Consider the following 18,135-nt stretch of genomic DNA (forward strand, 5'->3'; position numbering starts at 1 on the left):
TGTCGGTCCTCCTGCCGGTCCTCGGGGCGTGGGTCCTCGCGTGAGTGCTCACGCCTGACGGCTCCGGTGACCGAGCCGCAGCGACAGGTCGGCGGCTCCCTTGGCGGCCAACTCGGCCAGTTCCGCCTCGCGTTGCTCGCTCCAGCGGATCATCGGGACCGACACCGACAGTGCGGCGACCACCCGGCCCGCGCTGTCGCGCACGGGGGCCGCGACACAGCTGACGTCCGGGTTCGACTCGCGGTGCTCGGTGGCCAGACCTCGGGTGCGGATCGCGGCCAGGGCCTGCTGGAGGGCTTCGGGGTCGGTGATGCTGTGGGGGGTCATCGCGACGAGTTCCCGGCCGTCGATACGGGAGCGCAGTTCGGCCTCCGGCAGGGAGGCGAGCAGCATCTTGCCCACGGAGGTGCAGTGCGCGGGCAGCTTGCGGCCCGCTGCGGACACCATGCGCACCGCGTGCGTGGAGTCGACCTTGGCGATGTAGATGACGTCGGTGTCTTCGAGTACGGCGACGTGGACGGTCTCGTCGCAGGTCTCGGCGACCTCGCGGGCGACCTGCTGGCCCTCGGCGGCGAGGTCGAGCTGCTCGGCGTACCGGCTGCCCAACTGGTAGGTTCGCACGCCCAGTCGGTAGCGTCCCTGCTGCTCGGGGACGGTGACCAGGTAGTTGCGGGCGGCGAGGGTGGTGACGAGTTCGTGGACGGTGGTGCGCGGCAGGCCCAGCTTGCGGGTGATGTCCGGTGCGGAGAGCGTGCCGTCGCCCTCCAGGAACAGTTCGAGTATGTCCAGTGCCCTGGTCACTGCGGGAACATGACGTCCCATGTCCGTCCACCCACCCTCTGCGTCGTGTGCGTCGTGTTCGTTCGATGTCTCGGGCGTTCGAGATTCCGGCCGTTGACCGGTATCACGAACGCAGGTTAGCCCCGGGCGAGCCCGCCGGGCAATGGCCTGGACCTCCCCGACGACAACGGCCACCACGAGCGATCCGCGTGCGAACCATTGACACCTACGGAGCCGCTGGCTACGGTCACGCCAACATTTCGAACGTGTGTCGAAATATCGAACACCCGCTACGTCCCTCCCCCGGCCCACAAGGAGCAACTTCCGTGCGCATCACGGGCATTACCACCCATGTCGTCGGGACCCCCTGGCGCAATCTCACCTACGTCGTCGTGCAGACCGACGAGGGGCTGACCGGGGTCGGCGAGACCCGGATGCTCGGCCACACCGACGCGCTGGTCGGCTATCTGAACGAGGCCGCCGCCCACCACGTCGTCGGCGCGGACCCCTTCGACACCGAGGCCCTGGTGCGCCGGATGAAGTACGGCGACTACGGGCGGGCCGGCGAGATCGTCATGTCCGGCATCGCGTGCGTCGAGATGGCCTGCTGGGACATCAAGGGCAAGGCGCTCGGCGTCCCGGTCTGGCAGTTGCTCGGCGGCAAGGTCACCGACCGCGTCAAGGCGTACGCCAACGGCTGGTACACCACCGAGCGGACCCCGGAGGCGTACCACAAGGCGGCCCGCGCGGTGATGGAGCGCGGCTACCGCGCCCTGAAGATCGACCCGTTCGGCACGGGGCACTTGGAACTCGATGCCGAGCAGAGCCGCTACGCGGTCTCCCTGATCGAGGCGGTACGGGACGCGATCGGCCCGGACGCCGAACTGATGCTGGAGATGCACGGCCGCTTCAGCCCCTCCACGGCGATACGGCTCGCCAAGGAGATGGCTCCCTTCCGGCCCGCGTGGCTGGAGGAGCCGGTGCCGCCGGAGAACCTCAAGGCGCTGGAGAAGGTCGCCGCGAAGGTCGACATGCCGATCGCCACGGGCGAGCGCATCCACGACCGCATCGAGTTCCGCGAGCTCTTCGAGTCGCAGGCCGCCGACATCATCCAGCCGGACCTGGGGCACATCGGCGGCATCGCGGAGACCCGCAAGCTCGCCGCGACCGCCGAGACGCACTACACGCTCGTCGCCCCGCACAACGTGGGCGGACCGGTCCTGACGGCCGCCACCCTCCAGGTCGGTTTCTCCACGCCGAACTTCAAGATCCTGGAACACTTCAACGACTTCGCCGACGCGGAGATCAAGAAGGTCGTCAAGGGCGCTCCGCAGGTGGACCCGGAGACGGGCTGCTTCGAGATCTCCCACGCGCCGGGGCTCGGAGTGGAGCTGGACGTGGACGCGGCGGCGGAGTTCCCGCAGCAGCAGGCGCGCTTCGACCTGTGGGCCGAGGGCTGGGAGAAGAGGGCCCCCAAGTGAGCCCCGACACCGTCCGAGGCCGGAGGTCCGGGGCCGCCCGGGCCCTGGAGTCCGAGACCGTCCGCAGCCCGAAGTCCGGGGCCGTCCGCAGCCGTTCGATCGTCGTCGACCGGCCCGGTGAACACCGTCTGACCGAGACGGAGCTGAAGGAACCCGGCCCCGGCGAGGTGCTGGTCAGGGTGGCCGCCGCCGGGATCTGCGGGAGCGACCGCGAGGTGTACGACGGCCACCGCGACCCCGGCTTCGTACGCTATCCGCTGGTGCCGGGACACGAGTGGTCCGGCACCGTGGAGGCGGTCGGCGCGGGCGTGGACCCGGCGCTGGTCGGCCGCAGGACCGTCGCCGAGGGGTTCAGGGCGTGCGGCACCTGCACGCGCTGCCGGTGCGGCGAGACGAGCCTGTGCACCAGCGGGTACGCGGAGACCGGCTTCACCGAGCCGGGGGCCTTCGCGGACCGTCTCACGCTCCCCGCACGGCTGTTGCACCTGCTGGAGGACGACGCGGACCTGCGTGCGGCCGCCCTCCTGGAGCCCGCCGCGGTCGTCGCGGCGGCGGTGCGCGCGGGGCGGCCGAGCCCCGGTGAGCGGATCGCGGTGGTGGGCGCGGGCACCCTCGGGCTGCTCGCCGTACAACTGCTCGCCGCTTCCTCGCCCGCCGAACTGACGGTGATCGACCCCCGGTCGGCGCGCGGTGCGCAGGCGCGGCGGTTCGGTGCGGTGGAGACGCTGACCCCGGACGAGGCCCGGTCGGCGTACGGACACTTCGACCTGGTGGTGGAGACGGCGGGCGCGCCGACCACCGCCGCGACGTCCTGCCTGCTGGCGCGGCGCGGTGGGCGGGTCGTGCTCACCGGGATGTTCGCACCGGGCGCCACGGGGATCGACCCGGTGCACCTCTCCCTCAGCCAGCTGGAGGTGCGCAGCGTCTTCGGGGCGCCGTCCTCGGCCTGGTCGGACGCGGTACGGGCGTTCTCCATCGGGCTGATCGACCCGGCGCCGCTCATCACGCACGAGTTCCCGCTGGAGCGGTTCGCGGAGGCGATCGCGCTGGTGGGCGGGGGCGACCCCGAGACCGGGAAGGTGCTGTTGCGACCGTAACCGCCTCCCGCCTCCCCAGTCGTGCGGCGGTACGGAGTGCGCCTGACGCCTGCGTACCGCCGCACCCCCCTTCGGCAGCACCGCACGATCATTTGTCCGACCACCGTTCGACATGTCGAACGTCACTTACGGAGCACCATGCCCCCTACACCATCCGCCGTCCCCCGCCGTCCCGGCGCCGACGCCCTCGCCCGGATCGGCCACCCCTTCCCCGGCATCGACCCCGCCGACACCTCCGCGCACGCCTTCCCCGACGGCGGCACCTGGCGCACCGAGATCCCCTCGGTCGAGGGGCCGGAGGCGCTTTCCGTCGTACTGAAGGAGAGCGCACAGCTCGACCTTCCGGTGCACCGGATCAGCCAGGGCTCCGGCATCTGGATGCTCACCGACACCGAGATCACCGAGATGGTGGAGGCGTGCGCGGCACGCGACATCGAGCTGTGCCTGTTCACCGGGCCGCGCGGCACCTGGGACATCGGCGGCTCCACCCGTACCGATTCGGGCGGCGGCGGGCTGCGCGCCCGGGGGCACGACGCGCTCGCCGGATGCGTCGAAGACGCTTTGCGGGCGACGGAGTTGGGGGTGCGCTGCCTGCTCATCGCCGACGAAGGCGTGCTGTGGACGCTGCACCGGATGCGCGTGGCCGGGGTGCTTCCCGCCGACGTCACCTTCAAGCTGTCCGCGCTCACCGGGCCGGTCAATCCGGCCTCGTACGCGGTGTACGAGCAGCTCGGCGCGGACTCCCTCAACGTCCCCTCCGACCTGTCCCTCGACCACCTCACCGAGATCCGCCGGGTCAGCCGCGCCCCGATGGACATGTACGTGGAGGCGCCGGACGACCTCGGCGGCTACATCCGGATGTACGAGGCGGCCGAACTCATCCGGCGCGGCGCCCCTCTGTACCTGAAGTTCGGGCTGAGCCGCTCCCCCGGCATCTACCCCTACGGCGCCCAGCTGCGCGACACCGCGCTCGCCACCGCCCGCGAGCGCGTCAGGCGCGGACGCCTCGTCCTGGATCTGCTCGCCCGGCACGGGGCGGACGGCGGAATGTCGCCGCTCGGCTCCCACGACCCCGGTGAGCTGCGCCGCTTCCCGGTATCTTCCGCCACCTCCACGCCCGTACCGGAAGGAGACTGATCCGATGCGCACCCGCACCCGCACGCAGAACCGCTCCCCGCGCAGGCAGGCCCGCACGCACGCTCTCGCCCTCGGCGCCGCCGCGCTGCTCCTCGTCTCGCTGACCGCCTGCGGCCAGGAGGCCAGGGGCGGCAGCCGCTACAAGGCCGACACCGGCAAGGGCGGCACCATCGGTCTCGCCATGCCCACCAAGGCGTCCGAACGCTGGATCGCCGACGGCGAGAACATGGCCAAGCAGTTCGAGCAGGCCGGTTACCAGACCGATCTGCAGTACGGCGACAACAAGGCCGAGAACCAGATCGCCCAGATCGAGAACATGATCACCAAGGGGCGCAAGCTCCTGGTCGTCGCCGCGGTCGACGGTTCGGCGCTCACCGAGGTCCTCCAGCGCGCACACGACGCGGGCATCCCGGTGATCAGCTACGACCGGCTGATCCTGGGCTCTCCGTACGTCGACTACTACGCGTCCTTCGACAACGCACGGGTCGGCGAGCTCCAGGGCACGTACCTGGTCGAGAAGCTGAAGCTGGGCAAGCCGTCGCCGGAGGCGGCGAAGCGCGAGAAGTACTCGGTCGAGCTGTTCGCGGGCTCCCCCGACGACAACAACACCAAGTACTTCTGGGGCGGCGCGATGAAGGCCCTCCAGCCCTATCTGACGAGTGGTCAACTCGTGGTGCGCAGCGGGCAGACGAAGATGAGCCAGGCCACCACCCTGGGCTGGGACGGCGGCACCGCGCAGAAGCGGATGGACGACCTGATCAGCAAGAACTACGGCGAGCAGCGGGTGGACGCGGTGCTCTCCCCGTACGACGGCATCTCGATCGGCATCATCTCCGCCCTGAAGAGCGCCGGTTACGGTTCCTCGGCGCAGCCGCTGCCGGTCATCACCGGGCAGGACGCGGAGCTGGCATCGGTGAAGTCGATCATCGGCGGCGAGCAGACGCAGACCGTCTTCAAGGACACCCGGAAGCTGGCCGCGCAGGCGGTGGCGATGAGCGACGCCGTACTGAACGGCAAGAAGCCGCAGGTCAACAACACCACCGATTACGACAACGGCAAGAAGGTCGTCCCCTCGTACCTGCTGAAGCCGGTCAACGTCGACAAGACGAACACCCAACTCCTCGTGGACGAGGGGTACTTCACGGCGGGGCAGCTCAAGTGACGGGGCGCTCCGAGGGAGCTCCCGTACTGGAGATGCGCAAGATCACCAAGACGTTCCCCGGCGTCAAGGCGCTCTCGGAGGTGAAGCTGACCGTCCGGGCCGGTGAGATCCACGCGATCTGCGGCGAGAACGGCGCGGGCAAGTCGACCCTGATGAAGGTGCTCAGCGGCGTCTATCCGCACGGCTCGTACGACGGCGAGATCCTCTTCGAGGGGGAGCCGGTGGCCTTCAAGGACATCCGGGCCAGCGAGCGCCGAGGCATCGTGATCATCCACCAGGAACTGGCGCTCGTCCCCTATCTGTCCATCGCCGAGAACATCTTCCTCGGCAACGAACAGACGGGCGGCACAAGGGGGTTCATCGACTGGAACGACACCCAGCGCCGGGCCGCCGCCCTCCTCAAGCGGGTCGGGCTGCGCGAGAAGCCGCAGACCCCGGTCGCCGACATCGGCGTGGGCAAGCAGCAGCTCGTGGAGATCGCGAAGGCCCTCGCCAAGGAGGTGAAGCTGCTCATCCTCGACGAGCCGACGGCGGCCCTCAACGACGACGACAGCGCGAAGCTCCTCGACCTCATCGTGGAACTGCGCGACCAGGGCATCGCCTGCATCATCATCTCGCACAAGCTGAACGAGATCCGGCAGATCACCGACACCGTGACGGTGCTCCGCGACGGTCGCACGATCGAGTCGCTGACGGTACGTCAGGCCCCTTCCTCGCCGGCGGAGTTGTCCGAGGACCAGATCATCCGGTCGATGGTCGGCCGTGACCTGGACCACCGCTTCCCGGAGCGGAGCACGTACCGGGGCGAGGACGCCGGAACGACCGCGCTCGCCGTGCACGGCTGGAGCGTCCGCCACCCGGTCGACCAGCAGCGCAAGGTCGTCGACGACGTCTCGCTCACGGTCGGTCGCGGCGAGATCGTCGGCATCGCGGGCCTGATGGGCGCCGGACGCACCGAACTCGCGATGTCGGTCTTCGGCCGCTCCTACGGGCGGTACGAGGCCGGGCGCGTCGAGATCGGCGGCCGTGAGGTGAGCACGAAGACCGTACCGGCGGCGATCGCGGCGGGCCTGGCGTACGTCACCGAGGACCGCAAGCAGTACGGCCTCAACCTCATCGACAACATCAACCGCAACGTCTCCCTCGCCTCCCTGGCCGGGATGCGACGGCGCGGCGTGGTCGACGAGCACCACGAACGCCAGGTCGCCGAGCGCTACCGCACCTCCATGAACATCAAGACCCCCACGGTCTTCGAGCAGGTCGGACGGCTCTCCGGCGGCAACCAGCAGAAGGTCGTCCTGAGCCGGTGGATCCACGCCGACCCCGACGTCCTGATCCTCGACGAGCCGACGCGCGGCATCGACGTGGGCGCCAAGTTCGAGATCTACACGGTGATCGACAAGCTCGCCGCCGCGGGCAAGGCCGTGCTCTTCATCTCCTCCGAACTGCCCGAACTCCTCGGCATGTGCGACCGGATCTACACCATGGCCGAAGGCCGGCTGACCGGAGAGGTCACCCGCGCGGACGCCACTCAGGAAGCGCTGATGCGTCACATGACGAACTCCCGCACCTGACGCCCCGCGCCCGAACCCGCGCACCCGAGGCCGCGCACCCGAACCCGCGCTCCTGACGCCCCGCGCCCGACCTCCGCACCTGACGACCGCCGCGTGCCGACCACGACCATGACCCGAAGCTGAGGCCCTGCCATGACCACCGCCACACCACTCCGCAAGGACGCACCCGACGAACCCGGACCCGCCCGCCCGTCGGCCGCCGCCGCGCTGCTCGACAGCATGCGGTCGAACATGCGCCAGTACGGCATGCTCGTCGCCCTGCTCTTCATCGTCGTGCTCTTCCAGATCTGGACCGACGGCACGCTACTGCTCCCCAACAACGTCTCCAACCTGATCCAGCAGAACGGCTACATCCTCATCCTCGGCATCGGCATGATGATCGTGATCATCGCCGGACACATCGACCTCTCGGTCGGCTCACTGGTCGCCTTCGTCGGCGCCATGTCCGCCGTGATGATGGTCAAGCACGACATGCCCTGGGTCCTCGCCCTGGTCCTGTCGCTCCTCATCGGGGCGGTCGCGGGCGCCTGGCAGGGGTACTTCATCGCCTACCTCGGCATCCCGTCCTTCATCGTGACCCTGGCCGGAATGCTGCTCTTCCGCGGCCTGACGCAGATCGTCCTCGAAGGCCAGTCCCTCGCCCCCTTCCCCGAAGGCTTCCAGAACATCGCCAAGGGCTTCATCCCCGAGATGGGCCCGTACACCCAGTACCACAACCCGACCCTGGTCCTCGGCGCGCTCGCGCTCACCGTCCTCATCCTGCGCGAAGTCCGTGACCGCAAGCGCCAGTTGGCGTACGAGCTCGACGTCGTGCCGAAAAGCCTGTGGATCACCAAGTGCGTGGCCGTCGCGGCGGCCGTCATCGCCTTCACCCTCACGCTCGCCAGCTTCCACGGCGTCCCCGTCGTCATGCTGATCATGTGCGCGCTGCTGATCGGGCTGGGTTACGTGATGCGCAACGCGGTGATCGGCCGCCACGTCTACGCGCTCGGCGGCAACAAGGCGGCGGCGAAACTCTCCGGCGTCAAGGACAAGCGCGTCGTCTTCCTGGTCTTCGTGAACATGGGCGTCCTGGCCGCCCTCGCGGGCTGCGTCTATGCCGCCCGCCTCAACGCGGGCACCCCGCAGGCCGGTCTCAGCTTCGAACTCGAAGCCATCGCCGCCGCGTTCATCGGCGGCGCGTCGATGAGCGGCGGCGTCGGCACCGTCATGGGCGCCGTCATCGGCGGCCTCGTCCTCGGCGTCCTCAACAACGGCATGTCCCTGGTCGGCATCGGCACCGACTACCAGCAGGTCATCAAGGGCCTGGTCCTGCTCGCCGCGGTCGGCTTCGACATCTGGAACAAGCGCAAGGCCGGTCGCTGACCCCCCGTCACCTCCCAACCCAGGAGCAGAACATGGACACCAGCAGACGAACCGTACTCGGCGCCGCAGCGGCGGCCGGTCTCACGGCGGCCACCGCCGGGATCTCGTACGCACAGGAGAACCCGCACGCACGGGACAAGGAGCGCACCATGAAGCCCACCCGCGAGCGCTTCGGCACCCTCCCCGACGGCACCCGCGTCGACCGCTGGACCCTGGAGAACGGCGGAACCCGCCTCAAGGTCCTCTCCTACGGCGGCGTCGTCCAGGCCCTCGAACTCCCCGACCGCCACGGCACGTACGCCAACGTCTCCCTCGGCTTCGACCACCTCGACGGCTACCTCAGCGCCACCACCTTCTTCGGCGCGCTGATCGGCCGGTACGGCAACCGCATCGCCAAGGGCCGCTTCACCCTCGACGGCCGCAGCCACCAGCTCTCGGTCAACGACGGCGAGAACAGCCTGCACGGCGGGGCCCAGGGCTTCGACAAGCGGATCTGGGACGTGGAACCGTTCGCCGACCCGTCCTCCCACGAGGTGGGCCTCCACCTCCACCGGGTCAGCCCGGACGGCGAGATGGGCTACCCCGGAACCCTCCGCGTGAAGGTCACCTACGCCCTCACCGCCCGAGGCGACTGGCGCATCGACTACACGGCCACCACCGACAGGGCCACCGTCGTCAACCTCACCAACCACACCTACTACCAGCTCGCCGGTGAGGGCAGCGGTGACGTGCTCGACCACCAACTCACCCTGAAGGCAAGCAGGTTCACTCCCACCGACACCGGTCTGATACCCACCGGCGAGCTCTCCCGAGTCGCGGGCACGCCCTTCGACTTCCGTACGGCCAAGACCGTCGGCGAGGACATCCGCGTGTCCCACCCGCAGCTCGTCACCGCGCAGGGCTTCGACCACAACTGGGTGCTGGACAAGGGCCTGACCGCCCGCCCGGAACACTTCGCCACCCTGCGCGACCCGGGTTCCGGGCGCACGATGCGCATCGCGACGACGGAGCCCGGCGTCCAGTTCTACTCGGGCAACTTCCTGGACGGCACCCTGACCGGCCCCTCGGGACGCACCTACCGCCAGAGCGACGGCCTCTGCCTGGAGACCCAGCACTTCCCGGACTCCCCGAACCACCCGGCGTTCCCGTCGACGGTGCTGCGTCCCGGGCGTACGTACCGCTCGACGACGGTGCACAGCTTCTCGGCGCGCTGACCGACTCCGCGCCGCTCCCCGCCTCTCCGCGCCTCCCCGCCTCCCCGCTTCTCGGCGGTGCCGGAGCACGTGCGCCCCGACCGGACCCGTCCCGGCCGGGGCGCACACGCGTGAGCGTCCGGTCCGGGGCTCGGCCCCGGCCCCCGCCCCGTACGGCCCGGAGCCCGTGCCTCAGGACGACGGTGGTGCCGTGCTCTTGCGGACCACGAGGCTGGTGGCCAGTTCGAGGCGGGTGGTCACCGGTTCCTGGTCGCGCAGGCGCATGATCATCTGCACCGCCTCCTCGGCCATCTCCCGCAGCGGCTGGTGGACCGTCGTCAGGGCCGGGCTCGACCAGCGCGCCACCGGTACGTCGTCGTAGCCGACCACCGAGAGGTCTTCGGGCACCCGCAGGCCACGGATGCGGGCCGCCTCCAGGACGCCGAGGGCCTGAAGGTCGCTGCCCGCGAAGACGGCCGTGGGCGGCTCGGGCAGGTCGAGGAGTTCGAGGGCTTGCTCGAAGCCGCCCTCCACGTGGAAGTCGCCGTAGCGCACGAGGTCGGGGTCGGCCCCGATGCCCGCCATGGCGAGTGCGGAGCGGTAGCCGTCGAGGCGGGCGTGGGAGCAGAGCATGTCGTCGGGGCCGGTGATGACGCCGATGCGGCGGTGACCGAGTTCGACCAGGTGGCGGGTGGCGACCCGGCCCCCGTTCCAGTTCGCCGAGCCGACCGAGGGGACGTCCGGGTCGGGGTCGCCGGCCGGGTCCACGATCACGAACGGGATGGAGCGCGACCGCAGCCGCTGCTTGACCTCGGCGGGCAGCGCCGAGAAGACGAGCACCACGCCGCGCGGGCTGCGCTGCAGGACCGCGTCGATCCAGTCAGGGGCGGGGGCCTGCCGGGTGCCGCTCTCGGTCAGCACCACGCCGACCCCGTGCGCCTTGGCGACGTTCTGCACGCCCCGGATCAGCTCCATCGCCCAGATGCTGTCGAGCTCGTGGAAGACCAGCTCGACGAGCGGCGCCTCGCGGGCCGCCCGTGTCGTACGCCGGTAGGAGTGCGTCTCCAGGAGCTGTTCGACCTTGACCCGGGTCGGGGCGGCCACGTCCTGCCGCCCGTTGAGCACTTTCGAAACAGTTGAAATGGAGACGCCCGCCTTCTCGGCCACCTCGGCCAGGGTGATCCGGCCGAACTCCTCGTCATCGCGCATGCCTTGGAGCATAAGGCACGCTCAGCCTTCTCACCGTCGTAACGCTTTGGTAACGCGGCGGAGCGGGGTTGACCGCTCCCCGGCCGAGATCTAGCGTCCCGACCCATGAAGTTTCGGCGACATTACCGAAACAGTTTCGAAAGGCGAGGCGATGACTCAACGCGCACGGCTGCCGAAATCGGTCGCAGCGGGCGGTGCGGCCCTGGCCCTGCTGCTCGCCCTGTCCGGGTGCGGCGGCGGCTCCGCCGCAGCGGGCGACGACGGGAAGATCCACGTCCTGGTCTACGGGGACGCCGGGAACAAGGTCGAGAAGCAGCTGATCGACACCTTCAACAAGACGTCGAAGGTGAAGGCGGTCCTGGACACCATCCCCGGCGCGGACTACCAGGCGAAGCTCCAGACGATCATCAACAGCAAGCAGGCACCCGACGTGTTCTTCCACTGGGGCGGCGGCAGCATCAAGCCGTTCGTCAAGGCGGACCTGCTGATGCCGCTGGACGACTTCATCGCCAAGGACCCCGGCCTGAAGTCGAAGTTCCTGCCCTCGGTGTTCAACAGCGCCACGGTCGACGGCAAGGCGTACGGCGTTCCCATGCGCGGCACCCAGCCGGTCCTGTTCTTCCACAACAAGAAGGTCCTCGACGCCGCGGGCGTGCAGCCGCCCCGGACCTGGGACGAACTCCTCGCCTCGGTCAAGGCGTTGAAGGCGAAGGGCGTCACGCCCATCGCGCTCGGCGGCGGCGACCGGTGGCCGACCCTGATGTGGTTCTCCTCCCTCTACGACCGGGTCGCAGGACCCGGCCTGTTCCAGAAGGCCATCGACGGGGACACGTCCGCCTGGGAGAGCGCCGACAGCAAGAAGGCGCTCGGCATGATCAGGGAGCTGGTGGACGCGGGGGCCTTCGGCACGAACTTCGACTCCGTGAAGTTCACCGACCAGGGCTCGCCCACCCTGCTCGCCACCGGCAAGGCCGCGTTCGAACTGATGGGTTCGTGGGAGTACTCCACGCAGCAGGAGTCCCACCCCGAGTTCGCGAAGAAGGACCTGGGCTACACCGCCTTCCCGACCGTCCCGGGCGGCAAGGGAGACGCGGGCAACCTCGTCGGCAACACCAACAACTTCTACTCCGTCCTGAAGAAGACCAAGCACCCCGAGGCCGTCGCCGAGTTCCTCAAGCTCCAGTACTCCGACCAGTTCGTGAAGGCGCAGCTGGGCATCGGCAATCTGCCCACCACGACCAGCACCCCCGACTTCCTGGGCGAGGCCGCGAGCCCCGGCTACGCGAAGTTCCAGTACGACCTGGTGCAGAAGGCGCCCTCGTTCCAGCTGTCGTGGGACCAGGCGTATCCGCAGTCCGCTGCGACCTCGCTGCACCAGGCGGTCCAGCAGTTCTTCAACGGGCACCTGGACGAGGGCGGGTTCATCAGGGCGATGCAGGCTCTGCCGACGTCATGAGCACCAAGACTCCCGTCAGGCGTGAACGCGAACAGTCCACCGCGCGAGTGGCACCCGCCGACCACCGCAACAGCGGTGGCGGTGGCGGTGTGGGCCGTCCCGGTTTCGGCTGGGCGGTCCCCGCCGCGCTCTTCTTCGGCCTGTTCGCCCTCGTCCCCCTCGTCCTGGTCGCCGTCCTGTCGTTCGCGACGTGGAACGGCCTGAGCGACCCGGAGTTCACCGGGTTCGACAACTGGAAGAAGCTGTTCGACGATCCGGTCCTGCTCAAGAGCGTGGGGCTGAGCATCCTGCTGACCGTGCTGGGCGTCGCCGTCCAGACCCCGCTGAGCATCCTCCTCGGCGTCTGGGCAGCGGGCCGTCAACGCAACCGCGCGGTCCTGTCGGCCCTCTACTTCGTTCCGCTGCTGCTGTCCGTCGCCGCCGTCGCCGTCCTGTGGCGGGCCGTCCTCGACCCGAACTTCGGCGTACCGGCGCAGGCCGCCTGGCTGTTCGGCGACGGCAACCTCTTCGGCCACCAGGCCGGAGCGATCGGCGTCCTCGTCCTCGTCAGCACCTGGCAGTTCACCCCGCTGCACACGCTGATCTACCAGGGCGCCGCCCGCGCCATCCCCCAGGTCCTGTACCAGGCGGCGCAGATCGACGGCGCGGGCACGGTCCGCCAGTTCTTCCACATCACCCTGCCGCAGCTGCGCAACAGCATCGTCACCTCGACGATCCTGATGGTGGTCGGCGGCCTCACCACGTTCGACACGGTCCTGATCCTCACCCAGGGCGGCCCCGGCACGGACACCACCATCAGCGCGTACTACATGTACCAGAAGGCGTTCAAGAGCTTCGACTACGGGACGGCGTCCGCCGTCGGACTGCTCCTGGTCCTCGTCGCCACGGTCGTCTCGCTGGCCATGGTGCGCCTGTCGGGCTACGACAAGATGCGCAGCACGATGGAGGGCCTGTGACACCCGTCGAGACCCGGTCCCGCCCTCGCGGACGGCCCAACTACCTCGCCGGATTCGGGTCGTTGATCTGGCTGTTCGTGGTCGGGCTGCCGCTGTACGTGATGCTGGTCGCCGCGTTCCAGACGCGCGCCGACTACGGCGCCGGCGGCCCCCTGTCCCTTCCGGAACACTTCACGCTCGACAACTACCTCAACGTCTTCAGCAGCGGCTTCGGCCGGTACTTCGTCAACACCGTCGTCGTCACCGTCTGCGTGGTCGGCCTCGTCCTGCTGCTCGTACCGCCGTTGGCGTTCGCGATCGTGCGGGGCCGGGGCCGGCTGACCAGCGGCGTGTTCCGGCTGTTCCTGCTCGGCCTCGCGATCCCCGCGCAGGCCGTCATCGTCCCGATGTTCTACGTGATCAGCGAGGCGGGCCTCTACGACAACCTGATCGGCGTCATCCTGCCGACGGCCGCGTTCGCGATGCCCGTGTGCACCCTCATCCTGACCGGGTCGATGCGGGACATCACCCCGGAGCTGTACGAGGCGATGACGGTGGACGGCGCGTCGCCCCGGCGGATCTTCTTCGGCCTGGTGCTTCCGCTCTCCCGAGGCGGCCTGTCCACGATCGTCGTCTTCTCCGCGCTCCAGGCGTGGAACGGCTTCCTCTTCCCGCTGGTCCTCACCCAGTCCGCGAGCACCAAGGTCATCACCATGGGGCTCTACGACTTCCAGACGGAACACGGCGTCGACATCCCGGGCCTGCTCGCCGCGGTGGTGCTGTCCATGCTGCCCATCCTGATCGTCTACCTGTTCGCCCGTCGTGCCCTGGTCCAGGGGCTGATGGGAGTCGGAGGAAAGTGAACGACCACATGGCCGTACCGGCCGAAGAGACCAGCCCGGCCGAAGAGACCGCCCCGACCGAAGGGACCGGCCCGACCGGAGAAGTCCCTGCGGCGCACATGCCTCCCTGGCGCGACGCGCGCCGCAGCGCCGGGGCCCGTGCCGACGCACTGCTCGCGGAGATGACCCTGGAGGAGAAGACCGCCCAGCTCTACGGCGTGTGGGTGGGCGCGTCCGCCGAGGGCGGCGACGTCGCCCCGCACCAGCACGACATGGAGGAGACGGTCGACCTCGACGAGCTGCTCCCTTATGGGCTGGGCCAGTTGACCCGCCCGTTCGGCACGGCGCCCGTCGACCCCGCCCTCGGCGCGCTGTCCCTGGCCCGCACCCAGCGCCGCATCATGGCGGCGAACCGGTTCGGGATACCGGCGCTCGCCCATGAGGAGTGCCTGGCCGGTTTCGCCGCCTGGGGCGCCACCGCGTACCCCGTCCCGACCGCCTGGGGCGCCACGTTCGATCCCGGTCTGGTACGGCGGATGGCCGAGGCGATCGGCCGCGACCTGCGCTCGGTCGGCGTGCACCAGGGACTCGCCCCGGTCCTGGACGTCGTGCGCGACGCCCGCTGGGGACGCGTCGAGGAGACCATCGGCGAGGACCCCTACCTCGTCGGCACGGTCGGCACCGCGTACGTAACGGGCCTGGAGTCGGCCGGGATCGTCGCCACGCTCAAACACTTCGCCGGATACTCCGCCTCGCGCGCCGGACGCAATCTCGCCCCGGTGTCCATGGGCGCGCGGGAGCTCGCCGACGTGGTGCTCCCGCCGTTCGAGATGGCCGTGCGCGAGAGCGGCGTACGGTCCGTGATGCACGCCTACACCGACATCGACGGTGTGCCGTCCGCCGCCGACGAGCCGCTGCTCACGGGGCTGCTGCGGGAGACCTGGGGCTTCGAGGGGACCGTCGTCGCCGACTACTTCGGCATCGCGTTCCTCAAGACGCTGCACGGCGTGGCCGGTACCTTCGGCGAGGCGGCGGGGGCCGCGCTCACCGCGGGCGTCGACGTCGAACTGCCCACGGTGAAGACGTTCGGCGCGCCCCTGCGCAAGGCGGTCGCCGAGGGATCCGTACCGGAGTCCCTCGTGGACCGCGCCGTCCGCCGGGTACTCGTCCAGAAGATCGAGCTGGGGCTGCTGGACGAGGACTGGGACCCCACCCCGCCCGCCCTGGCGTCGGTCGACGCCGACCGCGTCCGCGGCAGCGTCGACCTGGACACCGCGCCGCACCGCGCGCTGGCCCGCCAGGTCGCCGAGGAATCGGTGGTGCTGCTCGCCAACGACGGCACCCTGCCGCTCGGGCCCACTGCTCCGGCCCGCATCGCCGTGATCGGCCCCAACGCCGACACCCCGATGGCCGTGCTCGGCTGCTACTCGTTCCCGGTGCACGTCGGCAGCCGTACGCCCGGCACCGCGCACGGCATCCAACTCCCCACGCTGTACGAAGCGTTGACGGCGGAGTTCCCGCACAGTGAGGTCGTCACGGCGTCCGGTCTCGCCGAGGCGGACGCCCACGGGACCGAGGGCTTCGCGGCGGCCGTCGACCTGGCGCGCGGGGCCGATCTGGTCGTCGCCGCGCTCGGCGACCGGGCCGGGCTCTTCGGGCGCGGCACCAGCGGCGAGGGCTGCGACGCCGCGTCCCTCGTGCTGCCGGGCGCCCAGGAACAGCTCCTCGACGCGCTCCTGGACACGGGGAAACCCCTCGTGGTGACGCTGCTCGCGGGGCGGCCGTACGCGCTGGGCCGCGCCGCCCGCCAGAGCGCGGCGCTGGTGCAGACCTTCTTCCCCGGGGAGGAGGGCTCGACCGCCCTGGCCGGTGTGCTCAGCGGGCGGGTACGCCCCTCCGGGCGGCTGCCCGTCAGCGTGCCCGGCGGGCCCGGCGTGCAGCCGTCCACGTATCTCGCTCCCCGCCTGGGCCGGGCCACCGAGGTCTCGAACCTCGACCCGACCCCGGCGTTCGGCTTCGGCCACGGACTGACGTACACCACGTTCGACTGGAACGCACTGGAGGTGGACAGTCAACTCGCTTGCACCGACGGCGAGTTCGAGCTGTCGTGCACCGTGCGCAACACCGGTGCGCTGCCCGGGACCGAGGTCGTCCAGTTGTATCTGCACGACCCGGTCGCGTCCGTGGTGCAGCCGGTGCAGCGGCTCGTCGGTTACCTGCGCCTGCCGGAGCTGGCGCCGGGCGAGGCCGTACGGGTCCGGGTGCGGGTGCCTGCCGACCTCGCGTCCTTCACCGGGCGCGAGGGCCGGCGCCTCGTCGAGCCCGGCGAGCTGGAGCTGCGGTTGAGCGCGTCGAGCACCGACCGGCGGCTGACGGCGCGGGTCGCTCTCACCGGTCCCCCGCGCGAGGTCGGCCACCGGCGTTCCCTGCACGCGCACTTCGCGGTGGAGGCGGTGCCTCGGGCGTGACGGGGTGACGTGCCCGGCCGTTCGTCAGGGCGGCCGGGCACGCCACGTACCTCACCCCTGGTGGGAAGCGATCAGCTTTCCGTACCAGTGGTAGCTGTCCTTCGGGGTGCGCCGCTGTGTGGCGTAGTCGACGTGGACGATGCCGAATCGCTTCGCGTAGCCGAGGGCCCATTCGAAGTTGTCCAGGAGCGACCAGACGTAGTAGCCGCGCACGTCGACGCCCGCGTCCATGGCGGTGCGCAGTGCCGTGAGGTGGTCACGCAGGTAGGTGACGCGGTCGGTGTCGTGCACGGTGCCGTCCGCGGTGACCTCGTCGGGTTCCGCCGAGCCGTTCTCCGTGATGTGGACCGGCGGCAGCGCGTCGCCGTAGGTCTCCTTGAGCGAGGTCAGCAGGTCCGTGAAGGTCTCGGGGGCGACCGGCCAGCCCATCGCGGTGTGGCGCACGTCCGGGTACGGCCGCTCCGTGAACCGGTTGTCGGTGGCGACGCGCAGCGCGGGATCGCTCTCGCGGTGCGGGGCGTCGGCGACGACGGTCGGCCGGTAGTAGTTGACGCCGAGGAAGTCCATCGGCTGGGCGATCAGTTCGAGGTCGCCGTCGTACCGGAAGTCCTGCCGGGTGATCAGTTCGCCCCAGGTCTCGGTCTCCGTGTCCGGGTAGCGGCCCGCGAGGAGCGGCTCCGTCCACACGAGGTTGTGCTGGGTGTCGGCGCGGACGACGGCGGCGCGGTCGGCGGCCGAGTCCGTGGCGGGAAGGTTCCGGTCGAGGTTGAGGGTGATGCCCGCCTCGCGGACACCGGCCGCCCGCAGCGCCCGCATGGCCAGGCCGTGGCCGACGAGCAGGTGGTGCGCTGCGGCGAGCGCGCCGGTGCCCTCCTGCGCGCCGGGTGCGTGGCGGCCCACCGAGTAGCCGAGGAAGGCGCTGCACCAGGGCTCGTTGAGGGTGATCCAGCGCGGGACGCGGTCGGCGAGGTGGTCGGCGACGACCGCCGTGTACGCGGCGAACCGCTCGGCGGTCTCCCGTACCCGCCAGCCGCCCCGGTCTTCCAGGGCCTGCGGCAGGTCCCAGTGGTAGAGGGTGGCGGCCGGTTCGATGCCCGCCGCGAGGAGTTCGTCCACCAGCCGGGAGTAGAAGTCGAGGCCCTGGAGGTTCGCGGGCCCCTGCCCGGTCGGCTGGATGCGGGGCCAGGCGATCGAGAAGCGGTACGAGCCGACGCCGAGGTCGCGCAGGAGCGCCACGTCCTGGGGATAGCGGTGGTAGTGGTCGCAGGCCACGTCGCCGGTGTCGCCGCCGTCGATCCGGCCAGGGGTGTGGCTGTAGGTGTCCCAGATGGAGGGGCCACGGCCGTCCTCGTGGGTGGCGCCCTCGATCTGGTACGAAGCGGTGGCCGCGCCGAACACGAAGCCTGCGGGGAACGAGGGGAAGGGGGGCACGTCGC

Annotated in this window: 14 protein-coding genes; 11 read left to right on the plus strand and 3 right to left on the minus strand. The window is 70.3% G+C overall.

Annotated features, from left to right (window positions below; genetic code table 11):
• Window positions 1-48 precede the first annotated feature (48 nt).
• Window positions 49-822 (minus strand): IclR family transcriptional regulator, encoded by a 774-nt coding sequence (locus OG897_RS33325; RefSeq protein WP_266662841.1) that lies wholly within the window; start codon window positions 820-822, stop codon window positions 49-51.
• Between the two features lie 284 nt (window positions 823-1,106).
• On the opposite strand from OG897_RS33325, the gene OG897_RS33330 reads away from it, so the two are divergent.
• From OG897_RS33330 to OG897_RS33360, 7 genes are all read left to right on the plus strand, one after another.
• Window positions 1,107-2,261, plus strand: coding sequence for a mandelate racemase/muconate lactonizing enzyme family protein (locus OG897_RS33330; protein WP_266662842.1), 1,155 nt, complete (start codon window positions 1,107-1,109; stop codon window positions 2,259-2,261).
• Between the two features lie 44 nt (window positions 2,262-2,305).
• A complete protein-coding gene (locus OG897_RS33335) occupies window positions 2,306-3,358 on the plus strand; it encodes a zinc-binding dehydrogenase (RefSeq protein ID WP_266663688.1) in 1,053 nt (350 codons plus the stop codon).
• Window positions 3,359-3,496: 138 nt separating this feature from the next.
• Window positions 3,497-4,495, plus strand: coding sequence for a hypothetical protein (locus OG897_RS33340; RefSeq protein ID WP_266662843.1), 999 nt, complete (start codon window positions 3,497-3,499; stop codon window positions 4,493-4,495).
• Window positions 4,496-4,499: 4 nt separating this feature from the next.
• The gene (gene chvE, locus OG897_RS33345; RefSeq protein ID WP_266662844.1) at window positions 4,500-5,657 is read left to right on the plus strand and encodes a multiple monosaccharide ABC transporter substrate-binding protein; all 1,158 of its coding nucleotides are present in this window, start codon (window positions 4,500-4,502) and stop codon (window positions 5,655-5,657) included.
• Between the two features lie 32 nt (window positions 5,658-5,689).
• Entirely contained in the window at window positions 5,690-7,231 is a 1,542-nt protein-coding gene (gene mmsA, locus OG897_RS33350; RefSeq protein WP_266662845.1) for a multiple monosaccharide ABC transporter ATP-binding protein, read from the plus strand.
• Between the two features lie 132 nt (window positions 7,232-7,363).
• Window positions 7,364-8,596 carry a multiple monosaccharide ABC transporter permease gene (mmsB, locus tag OG897_RS33355; RefSeq protein ID WP_323188139.1) on the plus strand — a complete coding sequence of 411 codons (1,233 nt, stop codon included), beginning with the start codon at window positions 7,364-7,366 and terminating at the stop codon, window positions 8,594-8,596.
• Window positions 8,597-8,628: 32 nt separating this feature from the next.
• Entirely contained in the window at window positions 8,629-9,810 is a 1,182-nt protein-coding gene (locus OG897_RS33360; RefSeq protein WP_266662846.1) for an aldose epimerase family protein, read from the plus strand.
• A 171-nt stretch (window positions 9,811-9,981) separates the two neighbouring features.
• Here the strand turns inward: OG897_RS33360 and OG897_RS33365 are convergent, their stop codons facing one another.
• Window positions 9,982-11,010, minus strand: coding sequence for a LacI family DNA-binding transcriptional regulator (locus OG897_RS33365; RefSeq protein ID WP_266662848.1), 1,029 nt, complete (start codon window positions 11,008-11,010; stop codon window positions 9,982-9,984).
• Window positions 11,011-11,149: 139 nt separating this feature from the next.
• Between OG897_RS33365 and OG897_RS33370 the strand changes: the two genes are divergently transcribed.
• The 4 genes from OG897_RS33370 to OG897_RS33385 all read left to right on the plus strand — a co-directional run bounded on the left by OG897_RS33370 (window position 11,150) and on the right by OG897_RS33385 (window position 16,699).
• A complete protein-coding gene (locus OG897_RS33370) occupies window positions 11,150-12,454 on the plus strand; it encodes an ABC transporter substrate-binding protein (RefSeq protein WP_266662850.1) in 1,305 nt (434 codons plus the stop codon).
• Window positions 12,451-13,410, plus strand: coding sequence for a carbohydrate ABC transporter permease (locus OG897_RS33375; protein WP_266662852.1), 960 nt, complete (start codon window positions 12,451-12,453; stop codon window positions 13,408-13,410). The genes OG897_RS33370 and OG897_RS33375 overlap by 4 nt, the downstream gene beginning before the upstream one ends.
• Entirely contained in the window at window positions 13,407-14,252 is an 846-nt protein-coding gene (locus tag OG897_RS33380; RefSeq protein ID WP_266662854.1) for a carbohydrate ABC transporter permease, read from the plus strand. Before OG897_RS33375 ends, OG897_RS33380 begins: the two co-directional genes overlap by 4 nt.
• Before the next feature lie 98 nt (window positions 14,253-14,350).
• Entirely contained in the window at window positions 14,351-16,699 is a 2,349-nt protein-coding gene (locus OG897_RS33385) for a glycoside hydrolase family 3 N-terminal domain-containing protein (protein ID WP_266663692.1), read from the plus strand.
• Between the two features lie 51 nt (window positions 16,700-16,750).
• On the opposite strand, the gene OG897_RS33390 is transcribed toward OG897_RS33385, so the two are convergent.
• On the minus strand, window positions 16,751-18,130 hold the full coding sequence (locus tag OG897_RS33390) for a GH1 family beta-glucosidase (RefSeq protein ID WP_266663694.1): 1,380 nt from the start codon (window positions 18,128-18,130) through the stop codon (window positions 16,751-16,753).
• Between the last annotated feature and the right edge of the window lie 5 nt (window positions 18,131-18,135).

Origin of the sequence: Streptomyces sp. NBC_00237 (assembly GCF_026342435.1) — a bacterium.
Taxonomy (GTDB): Bacteria; Actinomycetota; Actinomycetes; order Streptomycetales; family Streptomycetaceae; genus Streptomyces.

Excerpts from the sequence above, each read along its gene's own strand:
- OG897_RS33385 (WP_266663692.1), top strand. The coding sequence starts at position 14,351 with ATGCCTCCCTGGCGCGACGCGCGCCGCAGCGCCGGGGCCCGTGCCGAC.
- mmsB (WP_323188139.1), top strand. The coding sequence starts at position 7,364 with ATGACCACCGCCACACCACTCCGCAAGGACGCACCCGACGAACCCGGA.
- OG897_RS33360 (WP_266662846.1), top strand. The coding sequence starts at position 8,629 with ATGGACACCAGCAGACGAACCGTACTCGGCGCCGCAGCGGCGGCCGGT.
- OG897_RS33365 (WP_266662848.1), bottom strand. The coding sequence starts at position 11,010 with ATGCTCCAAGGCATGCGCGATGACGAGGAGTTCGGCCGGATCACCCTG.
- OG897_RS33375 (WP_266662852.1), top strand. The coding sequence starts at position 12,451 with ATGAGCACCAAGACTCCCGTCAGGCGTGAACGCGAACAGTCCACCGCG.
- OG897_RS33340 (WP_266662843.1), top strand. The coding sequence starts at position 3,497 with ATGCCCCCTACACCATCCGCCGTCCCCCGCCGTCCCGGCGCCGACGCC.
- OG897_RS33370 (WP_266662850.1), top strand. The coding sequence starts at position 11,150 with ATGACTCAACGCGCACGGCTGCCGAAATCGGTCGCAGCGGGCGGTGCG.
- chvE (WP_266662844.1), top strand. The coding sequence starts at position 4,500 with ATGCGCACCCGCACCCGCACGCAGAACCGCTCCCCGCGCAGGCAGGCC.
- mmsA (WP_266662845.1), top strand. The coding sequence starts at position 5,690 with ATGCGCAAGATCACCAAGACGTTCCCCGGCGTCAAGGCGCTCTCGGAG.
- OG897_RS33325 (WP_266662841.1), bottom strand. The coding sequence starts at position 822 with ATGGGACGTCATGTTCCCGCAGTGACCAGGGCACTGGACATACTCGAA.